This window comes from Actinomycetospora chlora (assembly GCF_039542135.1).
In the GTDB taxonomy this organism is placed as follows: domain Bacteria; phylum Actinomycetota; class Actinomycetes; order Mycobacteriales; family Pseudonocardiaceae; genus Actinomycetospora; species Actinomycetospora chlora.
In genome coordinates, this window is sequence record NZ_BAABHO010000088.1 from 1 (window position 1) to 14,403 (window position 14,403).

Here is a 14,403-nt window from a genome sequence, read left to right on the forward strand (position 1 = left end):
CGCGCCGTGGGGGCCGGGCGGCGTCCGGGGCGGACCGGGCGGGGGCGTGCGGGCGGTGCCGCCCGGGGGCGTGCTCCGCGCGGGCGGGTCGGCGGGCGGTGTCGCCCTGGTCGCCCCGGTCGCCCCGGTCGCCCCGGTCGCCCCCGTGGCCCCGGTCGCCCCGGCGTCGAACTCGGGGTCGAACCCGAGCTCCCGCTCGGCGGCGTCGAGCTCGCTGTCGTCGAGGTCGTCGCGCGACGGCGGGGTCGGTGGGGGTGGCGGCAGGCGGCTGGCGAGGAGCGCGTCGCGGCGCCGCCGGTAGGTCTCGGCGTCGACCCGGCCCGTCGCCAGGTCCTCGTCGAGGCGGCGCAACTGCTCGGGGACGCCCATCGCACCTCCCTCCGCGGCCGACGCCGGACACAGGACGTCCGACCTGGGCAGGTTCCGCACGGTAACGCACCGGGACGCTCGGTGAGCGGTCGTCGGACAGCGCTCACAGCGACCGTTCAGTGATCTCCGCGAAATCCGACGAACACTCCGGCGCCCGATCACGAACGTCGCGCCGGGCGGTCCGCCGGGACCGCCGTCGAGTAGGAAGCACGAGCGGTCGAGGAACCGGCCGCGGACGAGAGGACCACGACCGTGTCACCGACCTCCCGCACCACCTCCGCCACCGCCGGTGCCGGGGCAGGCCGCGTGGTGCCGCGCCCCGCCGAGGGCGTCTGGCCGGGGCTGCAGGACCCGGGCGAGAACCGGCTGCGCATGACCGTGGCCCGCGGCCTCGTCCGTGCGGCGGTGCGCCGCCTCCCGATGCACCTCGTGTGGCCCGACGGCTCGCTCGAGGGCGACCCGTCGGGGCCGGGCCTGCGCCTCATCCGCCCGGAGGCGTTCTTCACCCGCCTCGGCCGGGCCGGCCTCATCGGCTTCGGCGAGGGCTGGATGGTCGGCGACTGGGACTCCGACGACCTCGTCGGGGTGCTGCGGACGCTCACCGACCACGTCGAGGAGCTCGTCCCGCGCCCCCTGCGCAACCTGCGCCGGTGCTACGACCGCGGCCAGCCGCGGGAGGAGGTGGCGGCCGACCCGTCGGTCTCGCAGGAGAACGTGCACCGGCACTACGACCTGTCCAACGACCTCTTCGCCCTGTTCCTCGACGAGTCGATGATGTACTCGGCGGCCTGGTTCGACCCGGCGCGCCCGGGCGAGCCGCTGGTCGACGCCCAGCACCGCAAGATCGACGGGATCCTCGACCTGGCGGGCGTGCGGGCGGGCCAGCACGTGCTCGAGATCGGCACCGGGTGGGGCGAGGCGGCGATCCGGGCCGCCCGTCGCGGGGCCCGCGTCACCACCCTGACGCTGTCGGTGGAGCAGGCCGAGCTGGCCCGGCTGCGGGCCGAGCGCGCGGGTGTCTCCGACCGGATCACCATCGACGTCCGTGACTACCGCGAGGCGACCGGCGAGTACGACGCGGTGATCAGCATCGAGATGATCGAGGCCGTCGGGGAGCGGTTCTGGCCCGAGTACTTCCGCACCGTGGACCGGCTCCTGGCCCCGGGCGGGCGCTTCGGGCTGCAGTCGATCACGATGCCGCACCACCGGCTCCGGGCGACGAAGTCGTCGTACACCTGGATCCACAAGTACATCTTCCCCGGCGGGCTCATCCCGAGCCTCGAGGCGATCGACGAGACCCTCGCGGAGCACACGACGATGCGGGTCGGCGAGCGCCGGTCGATCGGGCTCGACTACGCCGAGACCCTCCACCGCTGGCGCGACACCTTCCTGGCCCGCGCGCCGGAGGTGCGCGCGCTCGGCTTCGACGAGACCTTCGTCCGGATGTGGGACTTCTACCTCGCCTACTCCGAGGCGGGCTTCGCGACGGGCTACCTCGACGACTACCAGCTCGCGATCGCTCGCCCCTGAGCGGTAACGGTCAGCTCTGACGGGTCGCGATAGCGTGCATCCGGGTAGCAGCCCGGACCCGTACCGCCGCCGTAGAGGAGCCCGCACCGCCATGGACACCACCGACGTCGCCGCGATCGTCACCGGCGGGGCCTCCGGCCTCGGCGGGGCCACCGTCCGCCGTCTCGCGAAGGACGGCGCGCGGGTCGTCGCGATCGACCTGCCGAAGGCCGTCGACGGGGCCGAGGCACTGGACGGCGTGGAGTACGTGGGCGCGGACGTCACCGACGGCGACCAGGTGGCCGCAGCGGTCGAGGCCGCGACGGCCACCGGCCTGCCGCTGCGGGTCGTCGTCAACTGCGCCGGCATCGGCACCGCCGGGCGCGTCCTGTCCAAGAAGGGCCCGCACGACCTGGCGGTGTTCAACCAGGTGGTCGCCGTCAACCTGATCGGCACCTTCAACGTCATGCGCCTGGCCGCCGAGGCCATCGCGGCGACCGAGCCGCTCGCCGACGGTGCCCGCGGCGTCGTGGTCAACACGGCCTCGGTCGCGGCCTACGAGGGCCAGATCGGGCAGATCGCGTACTCGGCGTCCAAGGGCGGCGTGGTCGGCATGACCGTGCCCGCCGCGCGGGACCTCGCGCAGTACGGCATCCGCGTCATGACGATCGCCCCCGGCATCATCGACACCCCGATGCTGGCCGGGGTCGAGGAGTCGTTCCGCGAGCAGCTCGCCGCCGGTATCCCGTTCCCGCAGCGCCTCGGGCGTCCCGACGAGTACGCCGCGCTCGTGGCCGCGATCGTCGAGCACGACTACCTCAACGGCGAGGTCATCCGCTTCGACGGCGCCCTGCGGATGCAGCCCCGGTGACCGTCAGGCGGTGAGGTCGGAGAGGTAGGGCACCTCGAGGACCCGCTCCGAGGTCAGCCACGTGCGCAGCGTCCACGTGGCCCGCACGTCGTCGGCGTTGTAGACGAGCAGGCGCTCGCGCTGCGACGGGTCCGGCTCGCCGCCGTCGAGCCCGACGGCGTCGCGGTACCAGCGCATGGAGTTCTCGCCGCCGGCCTCCGGGTCGTGCCACGCGAAGCCCGCCGAGGGCGCGACGCGCTTGAGGCCCTTGCCGTGCGGGCAGAGGAACGACTCGCTGACCACGGGGAACAGGTCGATCCAGGCCTCGGAGGCGATGAACTCCTCGACCTCGGGTGCCGGGGGCACGCCGGGCATCCCAGCGAACCGCTCGGCCGAGGCGCGCAGCCAGCGGTTCTCCGCCTGCTCGTTGTAGCAGTAGGCGCGCAGGACGAGCCCGCGCTCGGCGCAGCGCGCGCGGACGTCGGAGAGCCACGTCCAGAACTCGCCGAACGAGCGGCCCTCGTCGCGGGTGGGCAGCGGGTCCCACGTCGCGAACCCGCGGTAGCCCTGCTCCAGGCCGATGTCGGCGCCGGAGAGCAGCACGCCCCACAGGTAGGCGCCGTCCTCGCCGAGGCTCTCCATGTCGACGTCGACCTCGACGTCGCCCCGCGCGACGAGGGGCCGCACGACCCGGCGCACCAGCGGCACGTCGTGGCGCCAGGCGCGGGCCAGGGCGACGGCCTCGACGAGGTCCGGGCCCTCGGGGCCGTCGCCGAGACCGCTCTCCGGATCGGGCGGCGGGCCGGGCAGACCGGCCGCCGGGTCGAGCGCGGCGAGCTGGCGGACGGTGGTGATGCCCCGACCGCGCAGGGCCAGCGCCGCGTCGCCCCGCACGACGAGGCTGACGTCGTCGACCGCGCGCAGCTCCGCCTCGCACGTCGGCCACCAGGGGCAACGGCGGCACTCGGTGATGCGGGAGGGCTCGGCGAGGGCGGGCTCGCGGTGCCGCGCCGCCTCGGCCACGGCCAGCCGGTCGGCGTGGCGCCGGTCGTACGTCTCGAGCGCGCTGCGGGCGCCGCCGGCCGCGCCTCCCGACCCCGCGGCGAGGTCGACCCAGACGACGACGTCGGCGTCGAGCCCGACGACGCCGCCCCACACCGGCGCGCCCTCGGCCTCGGGCGGAGCGAGGCGAGCGGCGCGCAGCATGCGGTGCAGGTGGGCCAGGCGCAGGACGTCGCGCGTGACGGTGCGGACCCGGCGCGCTGCGTCCGGCCCCGCGGCGTCGGGGTGCGGCCGCTCGAGCGGGGAGGTCAGCGCGCCCTCCCCCGGATCGGTGACGCGGTGGCGCACGACGATCAGCGGCCACCACCCCGATCCCGGATCGCCCGGGACGGCCCGCACCAGCGCCTCCGCGCCCCCGCGCCGGCCGTCGTCCGCGGGCAGCTCGGCACCGCCCACGACGTCGGCGGCCAGCTCGGCGTCGTCGAGCAGCGCCCGCGTCGCCGCGGCGCGCTCGCGCGATCCGGCGGCGGGTGGCACGGCGATCCAGCGCGGCCCCAGCAGCTCCGCCCACCGGGAGGCGAGCGCCGCGCGGTGGGCCGCGGCGTCGGCCCGGCGCATGGCGACGCCCGGATCGGCGTCGTCGTCGGCCGGGAGGGTGCCGGCCGGGAAGTCCTCCGGCGGCACGTGCTCGAGGTGGACCCGGCGGCGGCAGCGCGTGGTGGCCGCGGCGTCGAGCAGGACCGGGCGCGGGACGCCGACGGGCGCGCACCCGTCGTCGGCCTCGCGGGCGGTCGTCGTGCTCACACCCCGAGCCTCCCACGACCCCCCGACACCCGGCGGGGACAGGGAGTGACGGGCGGCGCCCGGGGAGCGCGCCGCGGGTCGGCGCGTGTTCGGCCCGACGCGGCGCGGCCCCCGCCACTAGGGTGCTGGCCGTTCGCCCGCGTGCGGCACGCCGCGGGCACGACGACGGGAGGCTCCATGGGACTGCTGCGGCGCTCGCGCGGGCGGACCGCGACGGCCGCGGACGAGCTGGAGGTCGGCGGCGACCTGTTCGTCGTCAGCCCCCGGGCCGCGGACCTCGCCGTCGCCGCGCAGAAGGAGCGCAAGCGCGCCGCGCGGGCCGAGCGCCTGCTCGCGGAGACGCAGGAGGCCTCGATCCTCGGCGACAAGAAGACGCTCAAGGCCGCCAAGAAGCGGCGGAAGGCGGAGGAGAAGGCGGCCAAGGAGGAGGACCGGGACGGCGACGTCGACGCCGGCGTCGACCCCTGGACGGGCGCGAAGATCAAGCGCTACATCGGCATCGCACGCATCGTCGTCCCGATCGCGGCCCCGATCGTCTACCAGGCCGTCGGCACGGCGCGGGAGCGCTGGGACGCCCACCGCGCGCGGCAGTTCGGGGTCGCCCCCGACGAGCTCTCCGAGTTCACCGGCCGCGGAGCGGCCCTCTACGCGCGCATCCACAACCTCGCCCTCTCGGCGCGTGACCTGCGCACCCGGCACGGTTCCGGCCAGGACGACCGCGCGGCGGAGATCCGCTCCTTCGTCGACGACGCCGAGCAGCGCCTCACCGACCTCGAGTCCGCGGTGCGGGCCGCCGAGCAGATGCCGGGCAGCCGTCGGCGCAGCGCCCACCTCGCGGTGTCCGGCGAGCTCGACCGCGTCGAGACCCGTCTGCTCGGGCTGTGGGGCGTCGGCGATCCGCCGCGGCGGGCGATCGACGCACGCGACGCCGCCAACCCGACGTAGACACTCAGCGCACCGATTGCCCCGTTCGGGCTACACCTGGGGACGCCCGCGACATCACGATCCCGTTGCGCGCCACTGTCACCCGGCGTGACCGCGGGGCTGCTCTCCGCACTCCCGGCACGCCCGACGGGGGCCCGGAGCTGGCCGAACCGCACACGCCGGACATCGAGATCGGGTACGCGCCACGGAGCGCGTCCACCGCCGGGTCGGAAACATCCCTCGAATGTCCGACGAACGGGGTGACAACCTCCACCCGTCACGCTTACTGTCCCCGCAGCCGTTGTCGCAGGGACAACGCCCGTTGCCGCAGACGCCCCGCCTCGACGGGGTCGGAACGGCCGGGACACCACGGGGAGGGAGGTCGGGCGCGTGAGCCCACGTGCGCGCACGGGCGGTCCGGACGCCCCCGCCCAGCGCACCCCGACCAGCGCCCTGGCCACCGACGAGCCCACGGCCACCGCTCCGGCACCCCGCGGCCGCCGGCCCCGCGACGAGGCGGGCGGCCCCGTGCACCGCGCGCTCGACGTGCTGGACCTGCTCGGCACCCCGGGCGGGCCGTCGTCGCTCGGGGTGGTGGAGATCGCCCGTCAGCTCGGGCGCGACAAGTCGCAGGTCTCCCGCCTGCTCAAGCTCTTGGCGGACGCCGGGTACGTCGACCGCGAGCCGGGCTCGCTGCGCTACCGGATCGGCACCCGGCTGTTCGCGATCGGCGCCACGGCGGTCGACCGCCGGCTGCGCGACGAGGCCGACACCGCGGTCGCGCGCGAGGCGGCGCTGCTCGGCGAGCGCGTCGACGTCGGCATCCGCAGCGGCGGCAGCGTCATGACGATCAGCACGGCCGCCCCGGACAGCGAGCTCCGCGCCGCGGGCTGGGTGGGCCGTACCGTGCCGTTGTCGTGCACCGCCACGGGCCGTGCACTCCTGTTCGATCTCGACACCGCCGCGATCGCGCGCATCATCGTGCCCGAGGGCCTCGGCCCGGCCGGCCCCGCGGCGCCCCGCTCGCTCGACGAGCTCGTGTCGCGCGTGGCCGACGAGCGGCGGCGGGGGTGGTCGCTGGCGCGCCACGAGACCGACCGCGGCCTGCTCTCGATCGGCGCGCCGGTACGCGACTCCAGCGGCACCGTCGTCGCGGCGCTCGGGGTCAGCGGCCCCGAGTCGCGCGTCGACCCCGTGCTCGACGAGGTCCGCGCCGCGGTGCTGCGGGCGGCCTCCGACCTCTCCCGCTCCCTGGGTGCGGGAGCCCCGGGACGCGCGTCCGCCCGCGCCGGACCGCCCACCACGAGCGACGCCGTGTCCCCCCTGTCCCCTCCCCCTGCTCCCGAGAGAGGAGCGTCGTGAACTTCTTCAGCTACCTGGCCAGCAACTCCCAGCAGATCCTCTTCCTCACCCAGGCCCACTTCCTGGTCGTGCTCATCGCCGTCGGTGTCGGCTCCGCGATCAGCGTGGTGCTCGGCCTGCTGGTGTCGACCGGCGAGCCGAACCCCACACGGTTCTCGCTCGACTGGTTCGCCGCCGGCGTCCGTGAGGGCGGTCTGGTGTTCACCGCCGCGCTGCTCACGGTGCCCTCGCTGGCGCTCTTCGCGCTCTTCCTGCCGATCACCGGGCTCGGGGTCACCACGGCGATCATCGTGCTGATCATCTACACGCTCTACACGGTGCTGCGGAACACCGTCGCCGGTCTGACCACGGTCGACCGGGCCGTGCTCGAGTCCGCCCGCGGCCTCGGCTACAGCCGCACGCGGCGGCTGCTGACCATCCAGCTGCCCCTGGCGTGGCCGGTCATCCTCAACGGCATCCGCGTCACCACGCTGATCTCCATCTCGATCGCCGTGGTCGGCGCCGTCGTGCAGGGCCCCGGCCTCGGCATCCTGCTCATCAACGGGATCTCCCGGATCGGCGCGGCGAACTCCTTCTACCAGGTGCTCGCGGGCACGCTGCTGTGCCTCGTGGTCGCCGCCGTCTTCGAGATCTTCTTCGCCATCGTCCAGCGCCTGACCATTCCCAGGGGGATCCGTGTCTGAGAGCACAGACCAGCCCGTCGTCGAGACGCCCCACGGCGCCGGCAAGCCCGACATGATCGTCCTGGAGGGCGTCGAGAAGGTCTACCCGGGCAGCGAGGTGCCCGCGGTGAGCCAGCTCGACATGGCCATCCCGCAGGGCGAGATCGTCATGCTCATCGGCCCCTCGGGCTGCGGCAAGACGACCACCCTGAAGATGATCAACCGCCTGATCGAGCCGACGTCGGGGCGCATCCTGCTCGACGGCAAGGACGTCACCCACGTCAACGGCGACCAGCTGCGACGCGAGATCGGCTACGTCATCCAGCAGGGCGGCCTGTTCCCGCACTTCTCCATCGCCGACAACATCGGCGTGGTGCCGAAGATGCTCGGCTGGGACAAGAAGCGCATCTCCGAGCGCGCCGACGAGCTGCTCCACCTCGTGGGCCTCGAGCCCTCGACCTTCCGCAGCCGCTACCCGCGCCAGCTCTCCGGCGGCCAGCAGCAGCGCGTCGGCGTCGCCCGCGCGCTCGCGGCGGATCCGCCGGTCATGCTCATGGACGAGCCGTTCGGCGCCATCGACCCGATCACCCGCGACCGCCTGCAGGACGAGTTCCTCGAGATCCAGCGCACGGTCGGCAAGACGATCGCCTTCGTCACCCACGACCTGCAGGAGGCCGTGAAGCTCGGCGACAAGATCGCCGTGTTCTCCACGGGCCGGCTGGCCCAGTACGACGACCCGGACACCGTCCTCACCCGCCCCGCGAACGACTTCGTGTCCGACTTCGTCGGCGGCGGCGCGGCGGTCCGGCGCCTGTCGCTGCTCGACCTCGCCCGCCTCGAGCTCCACCCCATCGAGACCGACGAGAAGGCCGTCGGCAACGCCAACGGCACGCCGGTCGCCGAGGTCGACGGCACGGGCAAGCCGGTGTCGTGGCGGCACCTGCCCGGCGCGGACGCCACGAGCACCGCGCTGGTCACGGTCCCGCTCTCGGGCACGGTCTACGACGCCGTGGACGTCATGCTCGACGGCTCGGCCTCGCTCGTCGCCGTGGTCGACGAGGAGGGCCGCGCCCAGGGCGTGCTGCACTGGAACGACCTCGTCGGCGGCCTGCGCACCCGTGAGCGTGACGCATGAGCACGGCCACCAGCGAGACCGTCGACACCCAGGCCTCCGAGGCCGAACCGACCCCGGAACAGCAGGAGCAGAGCCGGCTCGCGTCGCTGTGGAGCCAGCACTACGACCTGGTGATCCTCCCGGCGATCATCATCGTCCTGCTCGCGTTCCTGTTCACCTACGTCGGCACCCGGCAGCTCGACACCATCGAGCAGCGCGTGCTCGCCGTCGACAACGTCGGGAAGCTGCTCTGGCAGCAGATCGAGCTGGCCGCGGTGTCGACGGTGCTCGTGCTGGTGATCGCCGTGCCGCTGGGCATCATCCTGAGCCGGCGCGGCGCCCGGCGGGCCCAGGGCCCGGTGCTCGCCGTCGGCGGCTTCGCCCAGGCCCTGCCGCCGTTCGGCGTGCTGCTGCTCATGGCGTTCTGGCTGGACTTCGGTTTCTGGACCGCCATCATCGGTCTCACCATCGCCGCGCTGCTTCCGGTGCTGCGCAACACCGTGGTCGGTCTGCAACAGGTCGACCAGTCGCTCATCGAGGCCGCCCGGGGCATGGGGATGACGTCGCGCCAGACGCTCTTCCGCGTGGAGATCCCGCTGGCGGTGCCGGTCATCGTCGCAGGCCTGCGCGTGGCGCTCGTGCTCAACGTCGGCACCGCGACCCTGGCCAGCTACATCGGTGCCGGCGGGCTCGGCGAGCTCGTCCAGCAGGCACTGCGCCTCAACCGCATCAACGTCCTGCTCGTGGCCGGCGGCATCATCGCCGCGCTCGCCCTGCTCATCGACTGGCTCGCCGGCGTGGCCGAGCGGATCGTCGTCGCCCGGTCGGGCTAGACCGGCCCTGAACTGCTGGGCCGATTGATTCTGGGCCCCCTGGATTTCGACTCGGCCGTCCGCGCCCCGGCGAGGCCCGGCCATCCCCGGAGGAAAAGGAGAAGACAGTGCGGTGGACATTCCGCGGCGGCCGGTCCGGTCGTCGCTCCGGCTGGCGGGCGGGCGCCGTGACGCTCGCCGCCACGGCCCTCCTGGCCGCGGGCTGCGGCGGCCTCTCGGGCAGTGGCCAGCCCCAGGCCCAGGGCGGCAGCCTGGCCGCCAGCGGCATCAACCTCGCCGGGCAGACCTACACGGTCGGCGGCAAGGAGTTCGACGAGCAGCTCGTGCTGTGCAAGATGACGATCCAGGCCCTCCAGTCGGTGGGCGCGACCGTCAACGACCGCTGCAACATCACCGGTACCGCGTCGACCCGCGCCGCCCTCGTCGGCGGGCAGATCGACATGTATTGGGAGTACACCGGCACCGGGTGGATCACCCACCTCAAGAACACGACGCCGATCCCGGACTCCCAGCAGCAGTACATCGCGGTGCGCGACCAGGACCTGCAGCAGAACCGCATCGTCTGGCTGCCGCCGTCGCCGTTCAACAACACGTACGGCATCGCGGTGACCCGGCCGTTCGCGGAGCAGAACAACCTGCGCACGCTGACCGACTGGGCCAACTTCATCAACAGCGGCAACCCGGCCGCCACCACCTGCGTCGAGGCCGAGTTCGCCGGCCGCGACGACGGTCTGGCCGGGCTGTTCCGGACCTACGGCGTCACCAACCCGCCGTCCGGGCCGCCGAAGCTGAACACGCTCGACACGGGCGCCATCTACCAGGCCACCGCCAACGGCAACCCGTGCAACTTCGGTGAGGTCTTCACCACCGACGGCCGCATCCCCGGCCTGAACCTGGTGACGCTGCAGGACGACAAGAACTACTTCCCGAAGTACAACGCGTCGCCGACCATCCGCCAGGAGGTCTTCGACCGGAACCCGTCGATCCAGCGGGTCTTCGACGCGATCACCCCGCGTCTGACCGACCCGGTCATGCTGGACCTCAACGGGCAGGTGTCCTCGCAGGGCCAGGACCCGGCCCAGGTGGCCCAGCGCTGGCTGCAGCAGCAGGGCTTCATCGGCGGCGGCGGCTGATCCGTCCGACCGAGTGACAGCGGCGGCCGGTCGCGGATCCCCACCGGGATCCGGGCCGGCCGTCGTCGTCACGGACCCGACAACCCCCACACCGCCGACCCGGAGAGTCCTGCCCCGTGCGACGTCTGCGGCGCCCCCAGGTCCTGCTCGCCCTCCTCGCGTCCGTCCTCGCCGCGACGCTGACCGCCTGCGGGCAGGCCGAGCGCCTCACGCCGCCCGGGAGCCTCGCGCGCGAGCTCGACCTGACCGGCCAGACGCTGACCGTCGGCGGCAAGGAGTTCGCCGAGCAGGTCATCCTCTGCAAGATGACGATCGCGCTGCTGCAGTCGACCGGCGCGACGGTCAACGACCGCTGCGACACCAAGGGCTCGGCCAACGTCCGCGCGGCCCTGACCACCGGCCAGATCGACATGTACTGGGAGTACACGGGTACCGCCTGGCGGACGTACCTGTCCCAGGAGTCGACCATCGCCGACCCGACCACGCTCTACGACGCCGTCAAGGCCGCCGACGCCGGCAACCGCATCACCTGGCTCGACCCCACGCCGTTCAACAACACCTACGCCATCGGCGTGCGCACCGACCTCGCGCAACAGCTGGGCGTGCGCACGATCTCCGACTTCGCCGCCGTCGTCCGGCGCGGCGACCCGCGCGGCACCCTCTGCGTCGACCAGGAGTTCACCGGCCGCGAGGACGGGCTGCAGGGCCTGCTCGCCACCTACGACCTCACCCTCGACGACCAGGCCCTCGACACCCGCGAGATCGACGACATCTACCCCGCCCTCGCCGCCGCGGACCCGTGCACGTTCGGCGAGGTGTTCGCGACCGACGGGCGGCTCAACCCGCTGCGGCTGTCGACCCTCGTCGACGACAAGGGCTACTTCCTGCCCTACAACGCCGCCCTGACCGTCCGCACCGACGTCGCCGCCCGCGCGCCGCGCATGGCCCTGCTCGGGCGCATGCTCGCGCCCGCGCTCACCGAGCAGGTGATGCGCCAGCTCAACGAGCGCGTGTCCGTCGGCAACCGCAGCCCCGACGAGGTCGCGCGCTCGTTCCTGCGGGAGCAGGGGCTGATCGGTTAGGGGGCGCCGACCGCGGCCGCGACGGCCTGCGCGGGCGGCACGGTGCCACCGACGAGGTCGAGCACCGCCCCCGCGGACGCCGGGTTGTCGGCCAGGGCGAGCAGGACCGCGGCGACGTCGTCGCGGGCGACCTCGCCGTAGCCGACCGGCGGGGAGCCGCCGACCGGGCCGAGGCGCACCAGGCCGGTGCCCTCGTCGTCGGTGAGGCGCCCGGGGCGCAGGATCGTCAGGTCGAGGACTCCCTGGTCCGCCCGGGCGAGCAACGCGTCCTCAGCGGCCTTCTTGGCCCGCAGGTAGTGCGCCCAGACCGAGTCGTCGTCCTCCGGCGCGGGCGGGCTGTCGATGTTCATCGCCGACACGAGCAGGTACCGCCGCACCCCGGCGGCGGCCGCCGCGTCGGCCAGCAGCAGGGCGGCGTCGCGGTCGACCGTGGACTTGCGCTCGGCGGTGCTGCCCGGCCCGGCGCCGGCGGCGAAGACCACGACGTCCGCGCCGGTCAGGTGGGTCGCGAGCTCGCCGGAGCCGACGGCCTCGAGGTCGGCCACGACCGGCTCGGCCCCGGCCGCGCGGACGTCGTCCGACTGCCCCGGGTCGCGGATCAGCGCGACGGTCGCGTCGCCCCGGGCCGCCGCCCGCCGCTCCAGCCGCAGCGCGATCTTGCCGTGTCCACCCGCGATGACGAGGCGCATCACCCGACCGTACCGGCCCTGGTTGTCCGTCGCCGATGTCGCCGATGCCCGTTTCGGCGATCGGTGGAAACCATCCCCTTGCTCGCGACCGGACGATCACGTGTGATGTGGACCGCGTTTGAGAGCCACCACCACCACGACAGCGCGGGCCGTCACCGCGCCCCCGGGAGGCCACCGCCGTGTACGAGAAGAACGGTGAGAAGTACTTCGTCGTCGATTCCCACATGCACTACTGGGACGCCTCGCCCGAGAACTGGGTGCAGGGGGCCGAGCAGTACGCCAAGGGCTGGATCGAGTGCTTCCACGCCTACCAGTCGCTGGGTCCGGCGGAGACCCACCAGTCGCTCGAGGAGTTCCAGAAGGTCTCCGAGGAGCAGCTGATGCGGGAGGTCTTCGACGAGGGCCACGTCGACGTCGCGATCTTCCAGTCGACCTACCTGCGCGAGTGGTACCAGAACGGCTTCAACACCAGCGAGCGCAACGGCGAGCTGGCCAAGAAGCACCCGGAGAAGTTCCGCGTCAACACCCGCTTCGACCCGCGTGACGGCGACGCCGGCATGCGCGAGTTCGAGGCCAACGTCGAGCGGTACCAGCCGACCGGCGCCAAGCTGTACACGGCGGAGTGGAATGGCGACTCGCGCGGGTTCAAGCTCTCCGACCCCGAGTGCTACCGCTTCCTCGAGCGCGCCCAGGAGCTGGGCATCAAGAACATCCACGTCCACAAGGGCCCGACGATCTGGCCGCTGGACAAGGACGCCTTCGACGTCTCCGACGTCGACCACGCGGCCACCGACTTCCAGGGCCTCAACTTCATCGTCGAGCACGTCGGCCTGCCGCGCATCGAGGACTTCTGCTTCATGGCGACGCAGGAGCCCAACGTCTACGCCGGCCTCTCGGTCGTGCTCGGCGGCCTCATGCACGCCCGCCCGCGCTTCTTCGCCAAGGTCATGGGCGAGCTGCTGTTCTGGGTCGGCGAGGACAAGATGACCTTCGGCTCGGACTACAACATCTGGGAACCGAAGTGGCAGGTCGAGGGCCTGGTCGACTGGGACTTCCCGGAGAGCGCCGAGTACGACGACTACCCCCGTCTCGGCGTCGACGGCAAGAAGAAGATCCTGGGCCTGAACGCCGCCCGGCTCTACGACATCCCGGTGCCGGCCGAGTGCCAGCTGTCCTCGGACACCAGCGCGCCGGCCTCGGCCGACGACGCCGAGCTGGTCGACAACGGGGCGGTGGCCCAGGCATGACGCTGCTCTCCGACGCCCGCGTCGCCGGTTCCAACGAGGCCGAGGCATCGGCCGCGACGGGCACCGCGGCGCGGGTGTGGGAGGCGCTGCGCACCGTGCGCGACCCCGAGCTCGACACCGACGTCGTCTCGCTCGACTTCGTCGGGTCCTGCTCGGTGGACGGCGACGGGGTCGCGCACGTGTCGCTGCGCCTGCCCACCTACTTCTGCGCCCCGAACTTCGCGTTCCTCATGGTCGCGGACGCCCACGACGCGGTGTCCGCGGCGCCCGGGGTCGCACGGGCCGACGTGGTGCTCGCCGACCACTTCGCCTCCGACGCCATCAACCAGGGCGTCGCGGCCCGCGCCGGCTTCGTCTCGTCGATGGCGGGCACCGAGGTCGGCGAGGCCGTCGCCGAGCTCGACGACCTGCGGCGCACGTTCACCGAGCGTGCGCTGATGGCCGGCACCGACCTCGTCGTGCGCCCGCTGGTGCGCGAGGGGGCCACGCCGGAGCAGGTCGCGGCCATGACGCTGGGCGACGCCCCGGCGTCCGACGACCTCCGCCGCCTGCGCGAGCGTCGCCGCGAGCTCGGCATCCCGGCGGACGACACCGATCCGCTCGTCGTCGACCCCACAGGCAAGACGGTGGGTGTCGACGCCCTCCCGCTGCACCTGCGCAAGGCCCGCAGCTACCAGGTCGGCGTCGACGCGAACACGAGCATCTGCCGCGGCCAGCTCGCGGCGCGCTACGGCGTCTGACCGGTCCCGAGACGAACGAACGGCGCTCTCGCTGCTTCGGGGCGGATTCGTGCGGTGGTCGCAACACCCCTTGGTCAGTTGCT

The 14,403-nt window shown here is 73.5% G+C and carries 13 protein-coding genes and 1 pseudogene; 11 read left to right on the forward strand and 3 right to left on the reverse strand.

Annotated features, from left to right (window positions below; translation table 11 throughout):
• Positions 1 to 369, reverse strand: a pseudogene (locus ABD994_RS30085) (hypothetical protein); the annotation flags it as partial.
• Between the two features lie 252 nt (positions 370 to 621).
• On the opposite strand from ABD994_RS30085, the gene ABD994_RS30090 reads away from it, so the two are divergent.
• Both ABD994_RS30090 and ABD994_RS30095 read left to right on the forward strand, forming a co-directional pair.
• Positions 622 to 1,899, forward strand: coding sequence for a class I SAM-dependent methyltransferase (locus tag ABD994_RS30090; RefSeq protein WP_345424998.1), 1,278 nt, complete (start codon positions 622 to 624; stop codon positions 1,897 to 1,899).
• Positions 1,900 to 1,990: 91 nt separating this feature from the next.
• Positions 1,991 to 2,749 carry an SDR family NAD(P)-dependent oxidoreductase gene (locus tag ABD994_RS30095; protein ID WP_345425001.1) on the forward strand — a complete coding sequence of 253 codons (759 nt, stop codon included), beginning with the start codon at positions 1,991 to 1,993 and terminating at the stop codon, positions 2,747 to 2,749.
• A gap of 3 nt (positions 2,750 to 2,752) precedes the next feature.
• Here the strand turns inward: ABD994_RS30095 and ABD994_RS30100 are convergent, their stop codons facing one another.
• Entirely contained in the window at positions 2,753 to 4,468 is a 1,716-nt protein-coding gene (locus ABD994_RS30100) for a TM0106 family RecB-like putative nuclease (protein ID WP_425550156.1), read from the reverse strand.
• Between the two features lie 243 nt (positions 4,469 to 4,711).
• Here ABD994_RS30100 and ABD994_RS30105 point away from each other — a divergent pair, with 243 nt between their 5' ends.
• The 7 genes from ABD994_RS30105 to ABD994_RS30135 all read left to right on the forward strand — a co-directional run bounded on the left by ABD994_RS30105 (position 4,712) and on the right by ABD994_RS30135 (position 11,644).
• Positions 4,712 to 5,479, forward strand: coding sequence for a DUF6474 family protein (locus tag ABD994_RS30105; RefSeq protein ID WP_345425007.1), 768 nt, complete (start codon positions 4,712 to 4,714; stop codon positions 5,477 to 5,479).
• 369 nt (positions 5,480 to 5,848) lie between these two features.
• Positions 5,849 to 6,820 carry an IclR family transcriptional regulator gene (locus ABD994_RS30110; RefSeq protein WP_345425010.1) on the forward strand — a complete coding sequence of 324 codons (972 nt, stop codon included), beginning with the start codon at positions 5,849 to 5,851 and terminating at the stop codon, positions 6,818 to 6,820.
• Entirely contained in the window at positions 6,817 to 7,503 is a 687-nt protein-coding gene (locus tag ABD994_RS30115; RefSeq protein WP_345425013.1) for an ABC transporter permease, read from the forward strand. Before ABD994_RS30110 ends, ABD994_RS30115 begins: the two co-directional genes overlap by 4 nt.
• A 52-nt stretch (positions 7,504 to 7,555) precedes the next feature.
• Positions 7,556 to 8,617, forward strand: coding sequence for an ABC transporter ATP-binding protein (locus tag ABD994_RS30120; protein ID WP_345425028.1), 1,062 nt, complete (start codon positions 7,556 to 7,558; stop codon positions 8,615 to 8,617).
• Positions 8,614 to 9,429: an ABC transporter permease gene (locus ABD994_RS30125; protein WP_345425016.1), complete on the forward strand. Its 816-nt coding sequence runs from the start codon at positions 8,614 to 8,616 to the stop codon at positions 9,427 to 9,429. The genes ABD994_RS30120 and ABD994_RS30125 overlap by 4 nt, the downstream gene beginning before the upstream one ends.
• 107 nt (positions 9,430 to 9,536) lie before the next feature.
• Entirely contained in the window at positions 9,537 to 10,562 is a 1,026-nt protein-coding gene (locus ABD994_RS30130) for a glycine betaine ABC transporter substrate-binding protein (protein ID WP_345425019.1), read from the forward strand.
• A 116-nt stretch (positions 10,563 to 10,678) separates the two neighbouring features.
• The gene (locus ABD994_RS30135; protein ID WP_345425022.1) at positions 10,679 to 11,644 is read left to right on the forward strand and encodes a glycine betaine ABC transporter substrate-binding protein; all 966 of its coding nucleotides are present in this window, start codon (positions 10,679 to 10,681) and stop codon (positions 11,642 to 11,644) included.
• Here ABD994_RS30135 and ABD994_RS30140 read toward each other — a convergent pair.
• Positions 11,641 to 12,333: an NAD(P)H-binding protein gene (locus ABD994_RS30140; RefSeq protein WP_345425023.1), complete on the reverse strand. Its 693-nt coding sequence runs from the start codon at positions 12,331 to 12,333 to the stop codon at positions 11,641 to 11,643. The two genes, ABD994_RS30135 and ABD994_RS30140, sit on opposite strands and share 4 nt — an antisense overlap.
• Positions 12,334 to 12,512: 179 nt before the next feature.
• On the opposite strand from ABD994_RS30140, the gene ABD994_RS30145 reads away from it, so the two are divergent.
• Positions 12,513 to 13,580 (forward strand): amidohydrolase family protein, encoded by a 1,068-nt coding sequence (locus tag ABD994_RS30145; RefSeq protein WP_345425024.1) that lies wholly within the window; start codon positions 12,513 to 12,515, stop codon positions 13,578 to 13,580.
• Positions 13,577 to 14,320, forward strand: coding sequence for a metal-sulfur cluster assembly factor (locus ABD994_RS30150; protein WP_345425026.1), 744 nt, complete (start codon positions 13,577 to 13,579; stop codon positions 14,318 to 14,320). Before ABD994_RS30145 ends, ABD994_RS30150 begins: the two co-directional genes overlap by 4 nt.
• The last annotated feature ends 83 nt before the right edge of the window (positions 14,321 to 14,403 follow it).

Excerpts from the sequence above, each read along its gene's own strand:
- ABD994_RS30095 (WP_345425001.1), top strand. The coding sequence starts at position 1,991 with ATGGACACCACCGACGTCGCCGCGATCGTCACCGGCGGGGCCTCCGGC.
- ABD994_RS30105 (WP_345425007.1), top strand. The coding sequence starts at position 4,712 with ATGGGACTGCTGCGGCGCTCGCGCGGGCGGACCGCGACGGCCGCGGAC.
- ABD994_RS30120 (WP_345425028.1), top strand. The coding sequence starts at position 7,556 with ATGATCGTCCTGGAGGGCGTCGAGAAGGTCTACCCGGGCAGCGAGGTG.
- ABD994_RS30125 (WP_345425016.1), top strand. The coding sequence starts at position 8,614 with ATGAGCACGGCCACCAGCGAGACCGTCGACACCCAGGCCTCCGAGGCC.
- ABD994_RS30140 (WP_345425023.1), bottom strand. The coding sequence starts at position 12,333 with ATGCGCCTCGTCATCGCGGGTGGACACGGCAAGATCGCGCTGCGGCTG.
- ABD994_RS30150 (WP_345425026.1), top strand. The coding sequence starts at position 13,577 with ATGACGCTGCTCTCCGACGCCCGCGTCGCCGGTTCCAACGAGGCCGAG.